This is a genomic window from Enterobacter sp. 198 (assembly GCF_009025585.1).
Classification (GTDB): domain Bacteria; phylum Pseudomonadota; class Gammaproteobacteria; order Enterobacterales; family Enterobacteriaceae; genus Enterobacter; species Enterobacter ludwigii.
The window spans coordinates 165603-181959 of the sequence record NZ_WCIM01000029.1; the positions used below are offsets into that span (position 1 = coordinate 165603).

General features: G+C 55.8%; 17 protein-coding genes. 13 read left to right on the top strand and 4 right to left on the bottom strand.

The features are described 5' to 3' along the window. The first annotated feature begins 6 nt into the window (after positions 1–6). The 12 genes from F8561_RS17990 to trpS all read left to right on the top strand — a co-directional run bounded on the left by F8561_RS17990 (position 7) and on the right by trpS (position 10005). The gene (locus F8561_RS17990; protein ID WP_047742581.1) at positions 7–783 is read left to right on the top strand and encodes a hypothetical protein; all 777 of its coding nucleotides are present in this window, start codon (positions 7–9) and stop codon (positions 781–783) included. Further along, the gene (locus F8561_RS17995) at positions 780–1274 is read left to right on the top strand and encodes a PilN domain-containing protein (protein WP_151887745.1); all 495 of its coding nucleotides are present in this window, start codon (positions 780–782) and stop codon (positions 1272–1274) included. Before F8561_RS17990 ends, F8561_RS17995 begins: the two co-directional genes overlap by 4 nt. A 3-nt stretch (positions 1275–1277) precedes the next feature. Then, positions 1278–1739 (top strand): HofO, encoded by a 462-nt coding sequence (locus F8561_RS18000; protein WP_151887746.1) that lies wholly within the window; start codon positions 1278–1280, stop codon positions 1737–1739. Next, a complete protein-coding gene (locus F8561_RS18005; protein WP_151887747.1) occupies positions 1729–2133 on the top strand; it encodes a HofP DNA utilization family protein in 405 nt (134 codons plus the stop codon). Before F8561_RS18000 ends, F8561_RS18005 begins: the two co-directional genes overlap by 11 nt. Continuing rightward, positions 2045–3283, top strand: coding sequence for a DNA uptake porin HofQ (hofQ, locus tag F8561_RS18010; RefSeq protein ID WP_032680150.1), 1239 nt, complete (start codon positions 2045–2047; stop codon positions 3281–3283). Before F8561_RS18005 ends, hofQ begins: the two co-directional genes overlap by 89 nt. A 286-nt stretch (positions 3284–3569) precedes the next feature. Then, positions 3570–4091 (top strand): shikimate kinase AroK, encoded by a 522-nt coding sequence (gene aroK, locus F8561_RS18015; protein WP_003861630.1) that lies wholly within the window; start codon positions 3570–3572, stop codon positions 4089–4091. 57 nt (positions 4092–4148) lie between these two features. Further along, positions 4149–5237 carry a 3-dehydroquinate synthase gene (gene aroB / locus F8561_RS18020; RefSeq protein WP_151887748.1) on the top strand — a complete coding sequence of 363 codons (1089 nt, stop codon included), beginning with the start codon at positions 4149–4151 and terminating at the stop codon, positions 5235–5237. Between the two features lie 92 nt (positions 5238–5329). Beyond that, on the top strand, positions 5330–6655 hold the full coding sequence (gene damX / locus F8561_RS18025) for a cell division protein DamX (RefSeq protein WP_151887749.1): 1326 nt from the start codon (positions 5330–5332) through the stop codon (positions 6653–6655). Between the two features lie 67 nt (positions 6656–6722). Further along, positions 6723–7535: an adenine-specific DNA-methyltransferase gene (gene dam, locus F8561_RS18030; RefSeq protein WP_014171946.1), complete on the top strand. Its 813-nt coding sequence runs from the start codon at positions 6723–6725 to the stop codon at positions 7533–7535. A 41-nt stretch (positions 7536–7576) separates the two neighbouring features. After that, positions 7577–8254 (top strand): ribulose-phosphate 3-epimerase, encoded by a 678-nt coding sequence (rpe, locus tag F8561_RS18035; RefSeq protein ID WP_014885523.1) that lies wholly within the window; start codon positions 7577–7579, stop codon positions 8252–8254. Further along, on the top strand, positions 8247–9008 hold the full coding sequence (gene gph / locus F8561_RS18040; protein ID WP_020884582.1) for a phosphoglycolate phosphatase: 762 nt from the start codon (positions 8247–8249) through the stop codon (positions 9006–9008). Before rpe ends, gph begins: the two co-directional genes overlap by 8 nt. Beyond that, positions 9001–10005 carry a tryptophan--tRNA ligase gene (gene trpS / locus F8561_RS18045; RefSeq protein WP_014171943.1) on the top strand — a complete coding sequence of 335 codons (1005 nt, stop codon included), beginning with the start codon at positions 9001–9003 and terminating at the stop codon, positions 10003–10005. Before gph ends, trpS begins: the two co-directional genes overlap by 8 nt. Before the next feature lie 100 nt (positions 10006–10105). On the opposite strand, the gene F8561_RS18050 is transcribed toward trpS, so the two are convergent. The 4 genes from F8561_RS18050 to nirB form a co-directional block, all read right to left on the bottom strand. Then, positions 10106–10276: a YhfL family protein gene (locus F8561_RS18050; protein ID WP_020884583.1), complete on the bottom strand. Its 171-nt coding sequence runs from the start codon at positions 10274–10276 to the stop codon at positions 10106–10108. A gap of 145 nt (positions 10277–10421) precedes the next feature. Further along, positions 10422–11795, bottom strand: a complete 1374-nt coding sequence (gene cysG / locus F8561_RS18055) for a siroheme synthase CysG (protein ID WP_020884584.1) — start codon at positions 11793–11795, stop codon at positions 10422–10424. A gap of 136 nt (positions 11796–11931) precedes the next feature. Next, the gene (gene nirD, locus F8561_RS18060) at positions 11932–12258 is read right to left on the bottom strand and encodes a nitrite reductase small subunit NirD (protein ID WP_044866299.1); all 327 of its coding nucleotides are present in this window, start codon (positions 12256–12258) and stop codon (positions 11932–11934) included. Continuing rightward, positions 12255–14798, bottom strand: a complete 2544-nt coding sequence (gene nirB / locus F8561_RS18065; protein WP_014171939.1) for a nitrite reductase large subunit NirB — start codon at positions 14796–14798, stop codon at positions 12255–12257. The genes nirD and nirB overlap by 4 nt, the downstream gene beginning before the upstream one ends. Before the next feature lie 240 nt (positions 14799–15038). Here nirB and F8561_RS18070 point away from each other — a divergent pair, with 240 nt between their 5' ends. Further along, on the top strand, positions 15039–16355 hold the full coding sequence (locus F8561_RS18070; protein WP_032679098.1) for a cytosine deaminase: 1317 nt from the start codon (positions 15039–15041) through the stop codon (positions 16353–16355). Positions 16356–16357: the final 2 nt, after the last annotated feature.

Below are 16357 nucleotides of genomic sequence, written 5' to 3' on the forward strand. Positions count from 1 at the left end.
TGAAGCATGGCTTTCAAAACATGGCAAACAGGCGTTCATATTCAACAGGATAGGGTGCAGATAGTGGCGCTGGCCCGGGAGCGGTCGGGCTGGCGTTTGTGCCGCTGGTGGGCTATCACTCTGGCCGACGGGATTATCCGGGATGGCAAAATTTGCCAGCCTGAACAACTGGTTGACGCCCTGCGCGACTGGCGGAAAACGTTGCCACACTCCCACCGGGTGTTTCTCTCATTTCCGGCGGCCCGCACGCTGCAACGATCGCTCCCCCGTCCGGGCGTGGCGCTGCGCGACAGCGAACAGCTCTCCTGGCTGGGGGCGACGCTCGCGCGTGAACTGGAGATGGCTGCTGACACGCTCTGTTTTGATTATGCGCAGGATACGTTCAGCAATACATTCCATGTCACCGCTGCACAAAACAACGAGATTCACCCCCTGCTGACGCTGGCAAAGATATTGCGTTTACGGCTCGTGACGATCACCCCGGATGCCAGTGCGCTGGCGAACCTTCTCCCTGCGGTAGCGCCGGCGCAGTGTGTCGCCTGGCGGGATGGGCATCAGTGGCTGTGGGCGATGCGCCATCAGTGGGGACGGCGTTTTACCACGGAAGCGGAAAACGTGGCCGATCTCGCGGCACTACTGGCCCTCACGCCGCAGGACATTGCCCTCTTTGATAGCCAGCGAGACCCCTGGGACGCGCTGGTTCGTTGCCATGCTCCTCTGCCGGCGTGCGGCGCTGATTATACCGTCGCGCTGGCGCTGGCCATGAGTGAGGTGCCGGAATGAGCATGACGAACTTTCTGCCGTGGCGGCGGCAGCGGCGCGTGCGCTGCCTGCGATTCTGGGGCGTACTGTTTGTCGCTACGTGGCTGCTGATACTGATAGGGGTTTTCAGCCTGCGGATGAACCCTCTCGTGATGTCGCGTGCGCTGCATATTCAACTGGCGGGCATGCAGTCCGTGCAGCAGGTGCTGGTGTCTCGTACAAGGTCAGGCACGGAGACGCCAATGCCCGCGCCAGCGCCTCAACGACGCGCCTGGCAGCCGGTGCTGGAGTCCTTTGCCGGGATGATGCCATCCCAGGTCTGGCTGACCGAACTGCGCTATCACCCCCCTTCACTGATGTTAACCGGATATGCCGCAACACTCCCCGCGCTCTCTGCTCTGCGGGATGGGCTCGGAAAGATGGCGGGGTTTACCCCGGGGCCGACGGGGGAATTACAGCAGGACGACCAGGGGCGCTGGAGGTTCACCTTTCATCTGCGAAGCGAGGGCTAATACGTGGAAACCTTGTTCGAACGCTGGTGCGAAAGCAGCCCCCGATGGCGGGTGCTGTGCTGGTGTCTGAGCGTTCTCTTTCTGGGGAGTACGACGTGGGGCATGGTGCTTCGACCGGTAACAAAGCAGGTGGCTGAACTTCAGCGGCAGGTCAGCGAGGCCGCACAGGCTAATGTCTCGCTATGGCCCGCCGCCAGTCAGGTGCCGCGGCATCACGCACCCCGTGAAGCCACGGTAATGACGCCTTTTTCGCCACTCGAGTTTCAGGGGGTGGGCACAAGACTGGTTCACTGGAAGCCGTTGCAAAACGGAGGGGAACTGACGCTGGATGCTGAGTGGCAGGCCATCCCGACTGTTTTCACCCGACTGGCGCAGCGGGATGTTCAGGTTGCCGCCTTTGCTCTCTCTGCGCAGGGTTCGGCATTACGCCTGCGGGTGGAGCTGGAGGAGCAGCATGCGAAATAGCGCGCGTTGCCTGCTGGTGTGTTGCGCCCTGTTAGTGACCGGGATGCGGGATCCTTTTCGCCCGCCGGATGACCCTTGTGCGGTAGGGCAACTGGCGCAGTGGCATTACCACGGGATGGTGGGCGGCACTCAGGACACCGGCATTTTACAGGACGGGCAAAAGCGCTGGCATCGCCTGACACCGCAACAGCATCTCCCGGTGGGCTGGCGGGTAACGGCCCTCAATGAAAGGGAGCTGGTCGTCGATGTGGGGGATGCATGTGAACCCAGACAATGGATGTGGCAACGAGAAGGAACGAAAAAGAATGAACATAAGGATAACGCTGTGGCTGCTGGCGTTCAGTCATCCGCTGTGGGCCGCCGCGCCAAAGCCGGTCACGCTGGTGGTGGATGAGGTACCGGTGGTGCAGGTGCTACAGGCGTTGGTCGCACAGGAGAACCGTAATCTGGTGGTATCGCCAGATGTCAGCGGCACGCTGTCGCTCAATCTGACACGCGTTCCCTGGCGACAGGCGCTACAGACGGTCGTCACCAGCGCCGGGCTTGTTCTGCATGAAGAAGGGGGCATTTTTTATGTTCACACCGCAGCCTGGCAGCGTGAACAGCTGGAACGCAAAGAGCAGGAGCGGACACGCCGACAGCTTGATGCGCCGCTGGTCTCGCACAGCATACCTTTTTCTTACGCTGACGCCGGGGAGCTGCAAAAAGCGGCGGAAAAACTGCTCAGTCCAAAGGGGAGTTTGTCTGTCGACAAGCGCACGAACCGTCTGCTGATACGGGATAACCAGGCGGTGCTTGATACGCTGCAGCACTGGGCGACACAGATGGATATCCCTGTCGAGCAGGTGGAACTGGCGGCGCATATCGTGACCATCAATGAAAAAAGCCTGCGTGAGCTGGGGGTGAAGTGGAATCTCGCCGACGCAACGGAGGCGGGCAAGGTCGGGCAACTCACAACGCTTGGCAGCGATCTGTCCGTGGCAAACGCCACCACCCATGTGGGTTTTAACATTGGGCGGATTAACGGCAGGCTGCTGGATTTGGAATTGTCGGCGCTGGAGCAAAAGCAGCAGGTCGATATCATCGCCAGCCCACGACTGCTGGCCTCGCATATGCAACCGGCCAGTATTAAGCAGGGCAGTGAGATCCCATATCAGGTCTCCAGCGGTGACAGCGGGGCGACCTCCGTGGAATTTAAAGAGGCGGTGTTAGGCATGGAGGTGACGCCGGTGGTGCTGCCCGGCGGTCGCGTACGCCTGAAGCTGCACATCAGTGAAAATATGCCAGGACAGGTGCTGCAGCAGGCCGATGGTGAAACGCTCGCCATCGATAAACAAGAAATTGAAACCCAGGTGGAAGTAAAAAGTGGAGAAACGCTGGCGCTGGGCGGAATTTTTTCGCAAAAGAATAAAACCGGAAGCGATCGCGTGCCTGGGCTGGGCAATATCCCGTGGCTTGGACAGCTTTTTCGCCATGACGGAAAGGACAATGAACGACGGGAGTTAGTGGTGTTTATTACACCACGACTGGTCGGTATTCGCTGAAGAGTCACGATCCTCCCAATGATTTTGCATTCAGATTGTTGCAGATGTTTGACGTGGGGCATGAATTAGCATACAAGGAGTACCGATTTGAGTTGGACTTACGTCTTATTGCCTTATGCGTCTGGTGCGGTGATTTAATCAGTTGCCAAACAAGCCGGAGTATTGAGATAATTTTTAGTCTGACTCTCGCTCTATTGCATATGAGGTTTCAGTTCATGTCCTGCTACGCCGGGTGTCTGCGAAGCGGGGATTACCATTAACGAATAGTCTTAGTAGTACCGATAAAATGGCAGAGAAACGCAATATCTTTCTGGTTGGGCCTATGGGTGCCGGCAAAAGCACTATTGGGCGTCAGTTAGCTCAACAACTCAATATGGAATTTTACGATTCTGATCAAGAGATTGAGAAACGAACCGGAGCTGATGTGGGCTGGGTTTTCGACGTAGAAGGCGAAGAAGGTTTCCGTGACCGAGAAGAAAAAGTGATCAACGAACTCACGGAAAAGCAGGGCATTGTTCTGGCAACAGGCGGTGGCTCTGTCAAATCTCGCGAAACCCGCAACCGTCTCTCCGCCCGTGGCGTAGTGGTCTATCTCGAGACGACCATCGAAAAACAGCTGGCACGTACGCAGCGCGATAAAAAGCGCCCGCTGCTGCAGGTTGAAACGCCACCACGCGAAGTTCTGGAAGCGTTGGCCGATGAACGCAATCCGCTGTACGAAGAGATTGCTGATGTGACCATTCGTACTGACGATCAGAGTGCTAAAGTGGTTGCAAACCAGATTATTCATATGCTGGAAAGCAACTGATTCTGGCTTTATATACAATCGCCTGCGGGTAAAAGCATTAAAGGTGGATGTCGCGTCATGGAGAGGATTACAGTTACTCTCGGGGAACGTAGTTACCCAATCACCATCGCGGCTGGTTTGTTTAACGACCCAGCTTCCTTTTTACCACTGAAAGCGGGTGATCAGGCGATGCTGGTCACCAATGAGACGCTGGCTCCGCTTTATCTCGACCGCGTTCGCCACCTGCTTGAACAGGCGGGCGTTAAAGTCGACAGTGTGATTCTGCCCGATGGCGAGCAGTATAAAAGCCTGGCGGTACTGGATACCGTCTTTACCGCATTGCTGCAAAAACCGCATGGTCGCGATACAACACTGCTTGCCCTGGGCGGCGGTGTTGTGGGCGATCTGACGGGCTTTGCGGCTGCAAGTTATCAACGTGGTGTGCGTTTTATTCAAATCCCTACCACGTTACTGTCTCAGGTCGACTCTTCTGTCGGCGGCAAAACGGCCGTTAACCATCCGCTCGGTAAAAATATGATTGGCGCGTTCTACCAGCCGGCATCGGTGGTGGTGGATCTCGACTGTCTGAAAACCCTACCGAAACGCGAGCTGGCTTCTGGCCTGGCTGAAGTGATCAAATACGGCATTATTCTGGATGGCGAGTTCTTTGACTGGCTGGAAGAGAATATGGATGCGTTGCTGCGCCTGGATGAGGCGAAACTGGCTTACTGCATTCGTCGTTGTTGTGAGCTGAAAGCGGAAGTTGTCGCTGCAGACGAGCATGAAACGGGCTTACGTGCTTTACTGAATCTTGGGCATACGTTTGGTCACGCGATTGAAGCCGAAATGGGTTACGGTAACTGGCTTCACGGTGAAGCAGTCGCTGCCGGAATGGTAATGGCTGCCCGCACTTCTGAACGTCTGGGGCAGTTTAAACCGGAAGAGACGGCACGCATCATCACGCTGCTTGAGCGTGCGGGCTTGCCGGTAACCGGGCCGAAAGAGATGTCGGCACAAGCGTATTTACCCCACATGATGCGCGATAAAAAAGTATTGGCAGGTGAGATGCGTCTTGTACTCCCGCTTGCAATAGGGAAGAGTGAAGTACGCGGCGGAGTGCCGCATGATGTGGTTCTTGGCGCTATTGCTGACTGTCAGCAGGCGTAACAACTAGAAAGGTCAGGCCACTGTTACAGGTGGTCGTTTAGCTTCAGGCGAAATGCAAAGTCGTTGGCATAAGCCTTTGAGTGGGGTGTTAAATGGATGAATTCAAACCAGAAGACGAGCTGAAACCCGATCCCAGCGATCGTCGTACTGGTCGTTCTCGTCAATCTTCAGAACGTGATAACGAGCCGCAGATCAACTTTGACGATGTTGATCTGGATGCAGACGATCGTCGCCCTTCGCGTAGCCGCAACGCGCGTGATGAGCGAGAAGAAGAGGGTTATGAGTCCGAAGAAGATTCAATGGACGAAGAGCCTGTAGAGCGTCGCCCACGTAAACGTAAAAAAGCCGCTGCGCAGAAACCCGCCTCCCGCCAGTACATCATGATGGGACTCGGCGTTCTGGTGCTCGTGCTGCTGATTGTCGGTATTGGTTCTGCACTAAAAGCGCCTTCGACCCCTTCCGGTGAGCAAGCGGCATCCACTGAGAAGAGCATCAGCCTCTCTGGTAACGATGCGACCGATCAGGCGAATGGTGCACAGCCAGCGCCGGGTACCACCTCCGCCGAGCAGACTGCCGGAAATACAACACAGCCGCAGGATGTTTCTCTGCCGCCAGTTTCTTCTACCCCCGCACAGGGTCAGGCACCTGCCACGCCGGAAGGCCAGCAGCGTGTAGAAGTTCAGGGCGACCTGAACAATGCCCTGACGCAGCCGCAAAATCAGGCGCAGGTGGACAATGCCGTGGTTAACTCTACGCTGCCAACTGAACCTGCGACCGTTGCACCGATCCGCGGTGGTAACGCTCAGCCGCAAACGGCTGCAACCGAAACCAAACCGCGCCAGACGCAACCTGCGACCCGTCCTGAACGTAAGCAGGCTGTGATTGAACCTAAGCGTGAAACCAAACCTCAGGCAGTCGTCAAAGCGCCTGAAGTGAAAGCGCCAGCTCAGACAAAACGTACTGAAACGGCCACGGTGAGCGAACCGGCAAAAGCACCGGTTACGCAGACAGCACCGAAAGCAACGGCGACCACCACGGCACCGGCTGCCACTTCGGCACCAGCTGCAACTGCACCTACTGCAACTGCACCTGCAGCGACGGCAACAACCAGCGCCGCAGCAGGCAAGACTGCAGGTAACGTCGGTTCGCTGAAGTCGGCCCCGTCCAGCAATTACACGCTGCAGCTGAGCAGTTCGTCTAACTATGACAACCTCAACGGTTGGGCGAAGAAAACAAATCTGAAAAACTATGTGGTTTATCAGACGACCCGTAATGGTCAGCCGTGGTACGTGCTGGTAAGTGGCGTTTATGCTTCAAAAGATGAAGCAAAACGTGCTGTCGCAACGCTGCCAGCCGACGTTCAGGCGAAAAACCCATGGGCTAAGCCAATTCATCAGGTTCAGGCTGATCTGAAGTAATGTTTAAAGCGCAGGATGCTGTCGGAGCTTTCTCCACAGCCGGAGAAGGTGTAATCAGTTAGTCAGCATGAAAAAAAATCGCGCTTTTCTGAAATGGGCAGGGGGGAAATACCCCCTGCTCGATGATATTAAAAAGCACCTGCCGAAAGGCGAGTGTCTTATCGAGCCCTTTGTGGGCGCTGGATCGGTATTCCTGAATACCGATTTTTCTCGTTATATCCTGGCGGATATCAACAGCGACCTTATCAGCCTCTACAACATCGTCAAGCTGCGGACCGACGAGTACGTGGAAGAGGCTCGGAAGCTGTTTACACCCGAGCACAATAATCCGGACGTTTACTACCAGTTCCGCACTGAGTTTAATCAGAGTCAGGATCCGTTCCGCCGGGCGCTGTTGTTCCTCTATCTCAATCGACACGGCTACAACGGCCTGTGCCGGTATAATCTTCGTGGTGAGTTTAACGTGCCGTTTGGCCGTTATAAGCGTCCGTATTTCCCACAGGATGAGTTGTATCACTTTGCTAAAAAAGCGCAGAATGCCGAATTCCACTGCCTCTCCTATGAAGAGTGCATGGAGCTGGCAGGCGTAAACTCGGTGGTCTATTGCGACCCGCCTTACGCACCGCTGTCTGCGACGGCAAATTTCACCGCTTATCACACCAACAGCTTCAGTCCGGCCGAGCAGGCCCGTCTGGCGGAGATGGCGGAAAAGCTGGTCAGCAAAAGAATTCCGGTGTTAATTTCGAATCACGATACCCCTGATACGCGCGAATGGTACAAAGCCGCGAAGCATTTTCAGGTTAAAGTGCGGCGTAGCATAAGCAGCAACGGCGGCACACGTAAAAAGGTGGACGAACTCCTGGCTCTTTATCGCCCCTGAGCCGTTTTGCCCGCCGGTAAACACATTTCAAGGAGATGCGGATGAAACAGTTTTTGATTGCTCCCTCAATTCTGTCGGCCGATTTTGCCCGCCTGGGTGAAGACACTGCAAAAGCACTCGCGGCGGGCGCGGATGTCGTCCATTTCGACGTTATGGATAACCACTACGTTCCTAATCTGACCATTGGCCCGATGGTGCTTAAAGCGCTGCGTAACTACGGTATTACCGCGCCGATTGACGTCCATCTGATGGTGAAGCCTGTTGACCGTATCGTGCCTGATTTTGCCGCTGCGGGAGCCAGTATCATCACCTTCCACCCTGAAGCGTCTGAACATGTGGATCGCACGCTGCAGCTCATCAAAGAGAATGGCTGTAAAGCGGGTCTGGTTTTCAACCCGGCTACGCCGCTGAGCTATCTCGACCATGTGATGGATAAGCTGGATGTCATTTTGCTGATGTCCGTTAACCCGGGCTTTGGCGGTCAGTCGTTTATCCCTCATACGCTGGATAAACTGCGTGAAGTGCGCCGTCGTATTGATGAGTCAGGTTACGACATTCGTCTGGAAGTCGACGGTGGCGTAAAAGTGAATAACATTGGTGAAATTGCGGCAGCGGGCGCGGATATGTTCGTTGCAGGTTCAGCGATTTTCGACCAACCGGATTACAAAAAAGTCATTGATGAAATGCGCCGTGAACTGGCGAAGGTAAGTCATGGATAAATTGCAGGCAACCCGGGGTATCGCATTTGACCTCGACGGCACGCTGGTCGACAGCGCGCCGGGCTTAACCAGCGCCGTAGACCAGGCGCTGTATGCTCTTGAACTGCCCGTTGCGGGCGAAGAGCGTGTCATCACGTGGATTGGCAATGGCGCCGATGTCCTGATGGAGCGCGCGTTGACATGGGCCCGCCAGGAGCGTGTGTCCCAGCGTTCCGCACAGGGTAAACCGAGCGTGGATCATGCGGATATCCCCCAGGAAGAACAGCTGCGTATCCTGCGTAAATTGTTCAATCGTTTCTATGAAGAGACGGTCGAAGAGGGCAGTTTCCTGTTCCCGGATGTCGCAGAAACGCTGAGTGCGCTTCATGCCAACGGCATTCCGCTGGGGCTGGTGACAAACAAACCGACACCTTTTGTCGCCCCTCTGCTGGAAGCGCTGGATATCGCGAAGTATTTTTCCGTCATTGTTGGCGGTGATGATGTGCAGAACAAAAAGCCGCATCCGGAACCGTTACTGCTGGTGGCAGGAAAATTATCCTTAACGCCCGCGGAGCTGCTCTTTGTCGGTGATTCCCGCAATGATATTCTGGCTGCCAGAGCGGCGGGTTGTCCTTCAGTGGGATTAACCTATGGCTACAACTACGGTGAGGCCATCACGCTGAGTGAGCCGGACGTCGTGTTCGACCACTTCAAAGATTTGTTGCCCGCACTCGGGCTTTCGCACAGTGATAATCAGGAATTGAATAATGACTAAGCCCATCGTTTTTAGTGGCGCACAGCCGTCAGGTGAATTGACCATTGGTAACTACATGGGTGCGTTACGTCAGTGGGTCAGCATGCAGGATGATTACCATTGCATTTACTGCATCGTGGATCTGCATGCTATCACTGCACGTCAGGATCCTGAGAAGCTGCGTAAGGCCACCCTGGACACCCTGGCGCTGTATCTGGCCTGCGGAATTGATCCTGAGAAGAGCACCATTTTCGTTCAGTCTCACGTTCCAGAGCATGCGCAGCTGGGCTGGGCGCTGAACTGCTACACCTACTTCGGCGAACTGAGCCGCATGACGCAGTTCAAGGATAAATCCGCGCGCTACTCAGAAAACATCAACGCCGGTCTGTTTGATTACCCGGTACTGATGGCAGCAGACATTCTGCTGTACCAGACCAACCAGGTGCCGGTTGGCGAAGATCAGAAACAGCATCTGGAACTGAGCCGCGATATCGCCCAGCGCTTTAACGCGCTGTATGGCGACGTGTTCAAAGTGCCTGAGCCGTTCATTCCGAAATCCGGCGCACGCGTGATGTCGCTGCTGGAGCCAACCAAGAAGATGTCCAAGTCTGACGATAACCGCAACAACGTTATCGGCCTGCTGGAAGATCCGAAATCGGTGGTTAAAAAGCTCAAGCGTGCGGTGACCGACTCCGATGAGCCACCTGTTGTGCGTTACGACGTGCAGAACAAAGCGGGCGTCTCCAACCTGCTGGATATCCTCTCCGGTGTGACGGGTCAGAGCATTCCTGAGCTGGAACAACACTTCGAAGGCAAGATGTATGGTCACCTGAAAGGGGAAGTGGCGGATGCCGTTTCCGGCATGCTGACCGAGCTGCAGGAGCGTTATCACCGCTACCGTAACGACGAAGCTTTCCTGCAGAAAGTAATGAAAGAGGGCGCGGAAAAAGCCAGTGCCCGCGCGTCTGAAACCCTTAAAGCGGTGTACCAGGCGATTGGGTTTGTGGGTAAACCATAACCCTGTTTTGTCGGGTAAGCATGAGCGCTCCCCGACAAAAAACGCGCTGAGCCAGACAAAAAACCGGGACATTCCCGGTTTTTTTACGCCTGAAAAACGCTTACTGCTGTGCGGCCGGGCCGCAGCCACCGATGATCTTCGAAATGGAAATTGCCGGGTGCAGCAGGTAATCATAGCTGCAGTTATTTTTGGTATTTTGAACGTGACCGGTGCAGGCGGTCAGAGTCGATAACATGCCTACCAGAACGGCGGCTTTTGCCAGTTTAAACATACGCATTCCTTGTCTGAAAAAACGAAAATTGGATCTAACGTGAGGGAATAAATGGAAAAATTCCATTTCGCGGGCGGTATGTTATCGGGAGCGGTAAGAGGGGAGTAGTCCGCATAAGGACTACTCCGGGAAGGGGGAATATGCGTTAGTGATTCGAGAACCAGTTCAGTTTATCGCGCAGCTCCACCACGCGTCCGACAATAATCAGCGCCGGGCTTTCAACCTGCTGTGCCAGCTCACCTAACTGGGTCAGCACGCCGTTCACCACGCGCTGCTTAATGGACGTGCCGTTTTCCACCAGCGCGACGGACATATCCTCTTCCATGCCGTGCTCAAGCAGTTTGGCCTGAATGGTCGCGGCCTGGTTTAACCCCATATAGAACACCAGCGTTTGTTTTTCGGCGGCCAGGTTATGCCAGTCCAGCTCACTGCCGGTTTTCAGGTGTCCCGTCACCAGGCGTACGCTCTGGGCATAGTCACGGTGGGTCAGCGGAATGCCCGAGTAAGCTGAGCAACCGGAGGCTGCCGTGATGCCCGGCACCACGGAAAACGGAATACCCGCGTTGCACAACGTTTCCAGCTCTTCACCGCCGCGACCAAAGATAAACGGGTCGCCACCCTTGAGGCGTACCACGCGTTTTCCTTTTTGCGCTTCGCGCAGCAGGATCTGGTTAATCTCCTCCTGCGGCACACAGTGGTACCCGGCACGTTTACCGACAAATACGCGGTCAGCATCGCGGCGGACCAGGTTCATTATCTCATCGGAGACCAGACGGTCATAAACCACAATATCCGCCTGCTGGATCTGCTGCAGCCCTTTCAGCGTCAGCAAACCGGCATCGCCCGGGCCGGCACCCACCAGCACCACTTCACCACGATGATCCAGCGGCTCGCAGAGCAACTGCGCCGTCGTCTCTTCCACCGCTTTATGATCCTGATTCGCTAGCGACTGGGCCAGCCTGTCATTCACAAAGAATTTTTCCCAGAAGCGGCGGCGTTCACCCACGGTCGCGAAGGTTTGCTTAACCCGGGAACGCAGCTGCCCGGCATAGTGGGCAATCTGGCCAAGATGCTGCGGCAGGATGGCTTCCAGTTTTTCCCGCAGCAGGCGGGCCAGAACGGGAGAGCGGCCGCCGGACGATACCGCAATCATCAGCGGCGAACGGTCAATGATCGACGGCATGATAAAGCTGGCCTCCTTCGGGGCATCCACCACGTTACAGAAGATGCGGCGCGCTTCACAGGCGTCGCTGACGCGCTGATTCACTTCATCGTCATCCGTGGCGGCAATGGTCAGCCAGCAGGTATCAAGCAGGGATTCATTAAACCCCCCCTGCACCAGCGTGAGCATCCCTTCTTTTTCCCAGGCCTCAAACTGCGGGGCAAAAGCCAGGGCGTTAACGGTGAGTCGGGCTCCTGCTTCTAACAGCAAGCGCGCTTTGCGTTCAGCCACATCGCCACCGCCTACAAGCAGACAGTCGCGATGGCGTAATTGACAGAAAATCGGCAGGTGGTCCACGACATTACCTCACAGCATTCAAGGAGGGGGTAAGAAATTGAGGTCAGGATAACAGCAGGAATCGTACAGAACATACGGTTTTTCCTGCCGTTACCCATAAGGGGTCATAAGCTTTTCATATTGAAAAGGCGAGAGATTAGCCTTTCAGCTGCACCTTACCGTCCTTCACGCGGACATCGTAGGGCTTCACGGAATAACGCTCATCTTCCATGCAATACCCGTCGCGTAAACGAAAACGCTGTTTCTTCAACGGGCTGGCGACCCAGAGTTCACCCTGATGCTCTGCGATTAATCCCCGGGACAGGACGCTGGCCTCAAAGAACGGGTCGATATTGCTGATGGCAAAAACCTGTTCATCATGGCGAGGGCGGAATATCGCGACCTGCTCGTTACCCAGCAGGGCACAGACCCCGGTGGCAGGCAGAATGTCGTTAATGTTGCAGATGTTTACCCACTGGCTCATGCGTTTTCCTCCACCAGAGTCACCGGAATACGTTCATAAGGTGTCGCCGGACGATGCTGCTCGCGTTCTGCCACAACCTGCACATTCGGGTCGCGCTGGGTGCTGTTGATAAAGTGTCTGAAGCGAGTCTGCGCCGCCGGGGTGTTGACGGTTTCAGTCCACTCGCAGATCACCGCCTCGCGCAGGCGCGCCATTTCCGCTTCCAGATGGTCGTTCAGGCCCAGTTTGTCGTCAATGATGACCGATTTCAGGTACTCGATGCCGCCTTCCAGGTTATCGAGCCAGGACGCGGTACGGGTCAGCTTATCGGCGGTACGGATGTAGAACATCATAAAGCGGTCGAGATACTGAATCAGCGTATCGCGGTCGAGGTCTGCAGCCAGCAGGTCTGCATGGCGTGGTTTCATGCCGCCGTTACCACAGACGTACAGGTTCCAGCCTTTCTCGGTGGCGATGATACCCACATCTTTACCCTGCGCTTCCGCACATTCGCGGGTACAGCCGGAGACGCCAAACTTCATTTTGTGCGGTGTACGGATGCCTTTGTAGCGGTTCTCCAGCTCCACACCGAAGCCGACGCTGTCGCCTACGCCGTAACGGCACCAGGTGCTGCCCACACAGGTTTTCGCCATACGCAGCGCTTTCGCGTAGGCGTGGCCGGTTTCGAATCCCGCGTCAATCAGCTGACGCCAGATTTCAGGCAGGTCATCTTTCTGCGCACCAAACAGGCCGATACGCTGAGAGCCGGTGATTTTGGTATACAGGTTAAATTCACGCGCGATACGGCCAACGGCGACCAGCCCTTCCGGGGTGATTTCGCCACCGGCGGAGCGTGGGATGACGGAGTAAGTCCCGTCTTTCTGAATGTTCGCCAGGAAGTTATCGTTGGTATCCTGCAGCGGCGTATGCTCTGGTTTGAGAACGTACTCGTTCCAGCAGGAGGCCAGCAGGGAACCCACGGTAGGTTTACACACTTCACAGCCATAACCCTGGCCGTGTTTCGCCAGCAGTTCGTCGAAGGATTTGATGCCTTCCACGCGGATCAGGTGGTACAGCTCCTGGCGAGAGTAAGCGAAATGCTCGCACAGGTTATTGTTGACTTCGATACCCTGTTTCGCCAGTTCTGCGTTCAGAACCTGTGTGACCAGCGGGATACACCCACCGCAGCCGGTACCGGCTTTGGTTTCTGCCTTCAGGGCCGCGACGGTATGGCAGCCTTTATTGATGGCCGAAATCAGCATGCCTTTGGTCACATCGAAGCAGGAGCAAATCTGCGCGCTGTCGGGCAGTTTATCCACGCCGATGGACGGCTTACCGCTGGACGCATGCGCCGGAAGGATCAGCGCGTCCGGGTTTTCCGGCAGTTCGATGGCGTTCAAGACCAGCTGAAGCAGGTTACCGTAGTCGCTGGTATCGCCCACCAGCACCGCGCCGAGCAGGGTTTTGTTGTCCTGACTGACGATAAGACGTTTGTACACCTCTTTGCTTTCATCGAGGTAAACATAGCTGCGTGCGCCCGGGGTGCGGCCATGCGCATCGCCAATACCGCCTACGTCTACGCCCAGCAGTTTCAGCTTGGCGCTCAGGTCAGCCCCTTCGAAGGCGTTCTGGTTGCCGAGAATATGGTCAACGGCAACCTGCGCCATTTTGTAGCCAGGCGCGACCAGACCGTACACGCGGTTGTTCCAGCTGGCGCATTCGCCGATGGCGTAGATATCCGGGTCGGAGGTCTGGCAGGTATCGTTAATCATGATCCCGCCGCGCTGAGCGACGGCCAGACCGCACTGGGTGGCCAGCTTGTCGCGCGGGCGAATACCGGTAGAGAAGACGATGAAGTCCACTTCCAGTTCGCTGCCATCGGCAAAGCGCATGGTTTTCCGCGCTTCGGTGCCTTCCTGCACAATCTCTTTGGTGTTTTTGCTGGTGTGAACCTTCACGCCCATGCTTTCGATTTTACGGCGCAGCTGGTCACCACCCATGTGGTCAAGCTGCTCTGCCATCAGCATCGGGGCAAATTCGATGACGTGGGTTTCAACACCGAGGTTTTTCAGCGCACCGGCGGCTTCCAGACCCAGCAGCCCCCCCCCGACCACGGCGCCACGTTTACTGCGGCGGGCACATGATTCGATCGCATTGAGATCTTCGATGGTACGATAAACGAAGCAATCCTGCGTTTCCGAGCCTTTGATCGGCGGGATCCACGGGTATGAGCCAGTCGCCATGATCAGCTTGTCGTAAAAAACCGTACGTCCGGCGCTGGAGTGGATCACTTTTTCCTGACGGTTGATGGTGATAGCGCGTTCGCCCACCAGCACTTTCACGCCATGCTTCTCGTAGAAACCATCGCGCACCAGAGAGAGCTCTTCAGCGGTATGATGGGAGAAGTAGGAAGACAAGTGCACACGGTCGTACGCCTTGCGGGGTTCTTCACAGAACACGGTAATATCGAACTGGTTAGCATCGGCTTTATCGAGAAGATCCTCAATAAAGCGGTGGCCGACCATGCCGTTACCGATGATAGCGAGTCTGACTTTGCTCATTTTTGCCTCGATTTCTTTTCTATTACTGCCTACCTTAACGATTCAGCAGTGGCACTTATTGATGCAAATCAAATACGCCTTCGCCTACTCCTTAGGTGGTATATGACTGATTTGTCAGGATTTTTATAAGTTGTGGAAATCGCTGGCTTTTCGAGGTCGCCGATTTTGTGTACAAATTAAGGGGCGCATTGTCAAAAATGCGTACTCCCAAATATCAGCCGCGTTTTTCAGGGGAAAGGCATGTCTACAACACCGCTTGGGCTTATTCAGAATGTTCGCTTACCGGGTCGCGAAGGGCTGTGGCAAATCGCCATTGAGCAGGGCCGTTTTGGTGGCATAACGCCGATGGGCGATACCGAAGACGAAAACGTAAGAATCTTAAACGCGCGTGGCGGCCTTGCCATCCCCCCGTTTATAGAACCGCATATCCACCTTGATACCACCCAGACGGCAGGCGAGCCGAGCTGGAACCAGTCCGGTACGCTGTTTGAAGGCATTGAGCGCTGGGCGGAGCGTAAGGCACTGCTTAGCCATGAGGATGTAAAAGCGCGCGCCTGGAAGACGCTGAAAGGGCAAATTGCCAATGGTATTCAGTTTGTTCGCACCCACGTGGACGTCTCTGACCCGACGCTCACCGCCCTGAAGGCCATGCTGGAGGTGAAGCAGGAAGTTGCGCCGTGGATCACGCTGCAAATCGTGGCGTTCCCGCAGGAAGGCATCCTTTCTTACCCGGACGGCGCGGCGCTGCTTGAGGAGGCGTTGAAGCTGGGCGCCGATGTGGTCGGGGCAATCCCGCATTTTGAATTCACCCGCGAGTATGGCGTGCAATCGCTGCACATTGCCTTTGAACTGGCGAAGAAATATGACCGTCCGCTGGATATCCACTGCGATGAAATTGACGATGAGCAGTCCCGGTTTCTGGAAACGGTGGCCACTCTGGCTTATGAATCCGGGATGGGCCCGCGGGTCACGGCCAGCCATACCACGGCGATGCACTCCTATAACGGGGCATACACCTCGCGGCTTTTCCGCCTGCTGAAGATGTCAGGCATCAACTTTGTCGCCAATCCACTGGTGAATATCCATTTACAGGGACGCTTTGATGATTATCCCAAACGACGCGGGATTACCCGAGTGAAGGAGCTGCTGGAGGCGGGGATCAACGTCTGTTTCGGGCATGATGATGTCTTCGACCCGTGGTACCCGCTTGGCACCGGCAATATGCTGCAGGTACTGCATATGGGGCTGCATGTGTGTCAGATGATGGGGTATTCGCAAATCGACAACGGTTTGAACCTGATAACCCACAACAGCGCCCGAACCTTCGGCCTGACGGATTACGGTATCGAAACGGGAAATCTGGCTAACCTGATCGTGCTGCCTGCGGAGAGCGGGTTTGAAGCGGTGCGCTGCCAGGTGCCGGCGCGCTGGTCGATTCGGGAGGGGCGTGTGATTGCCACGACGCAGCTTGCGCAGACGTGGATCAAAATGGACGACGTTGCCGAAGAGCACATCTTCACGAAAAACAGCCCCTTCGCTGAGCGCAAAGGGGCGTAGGG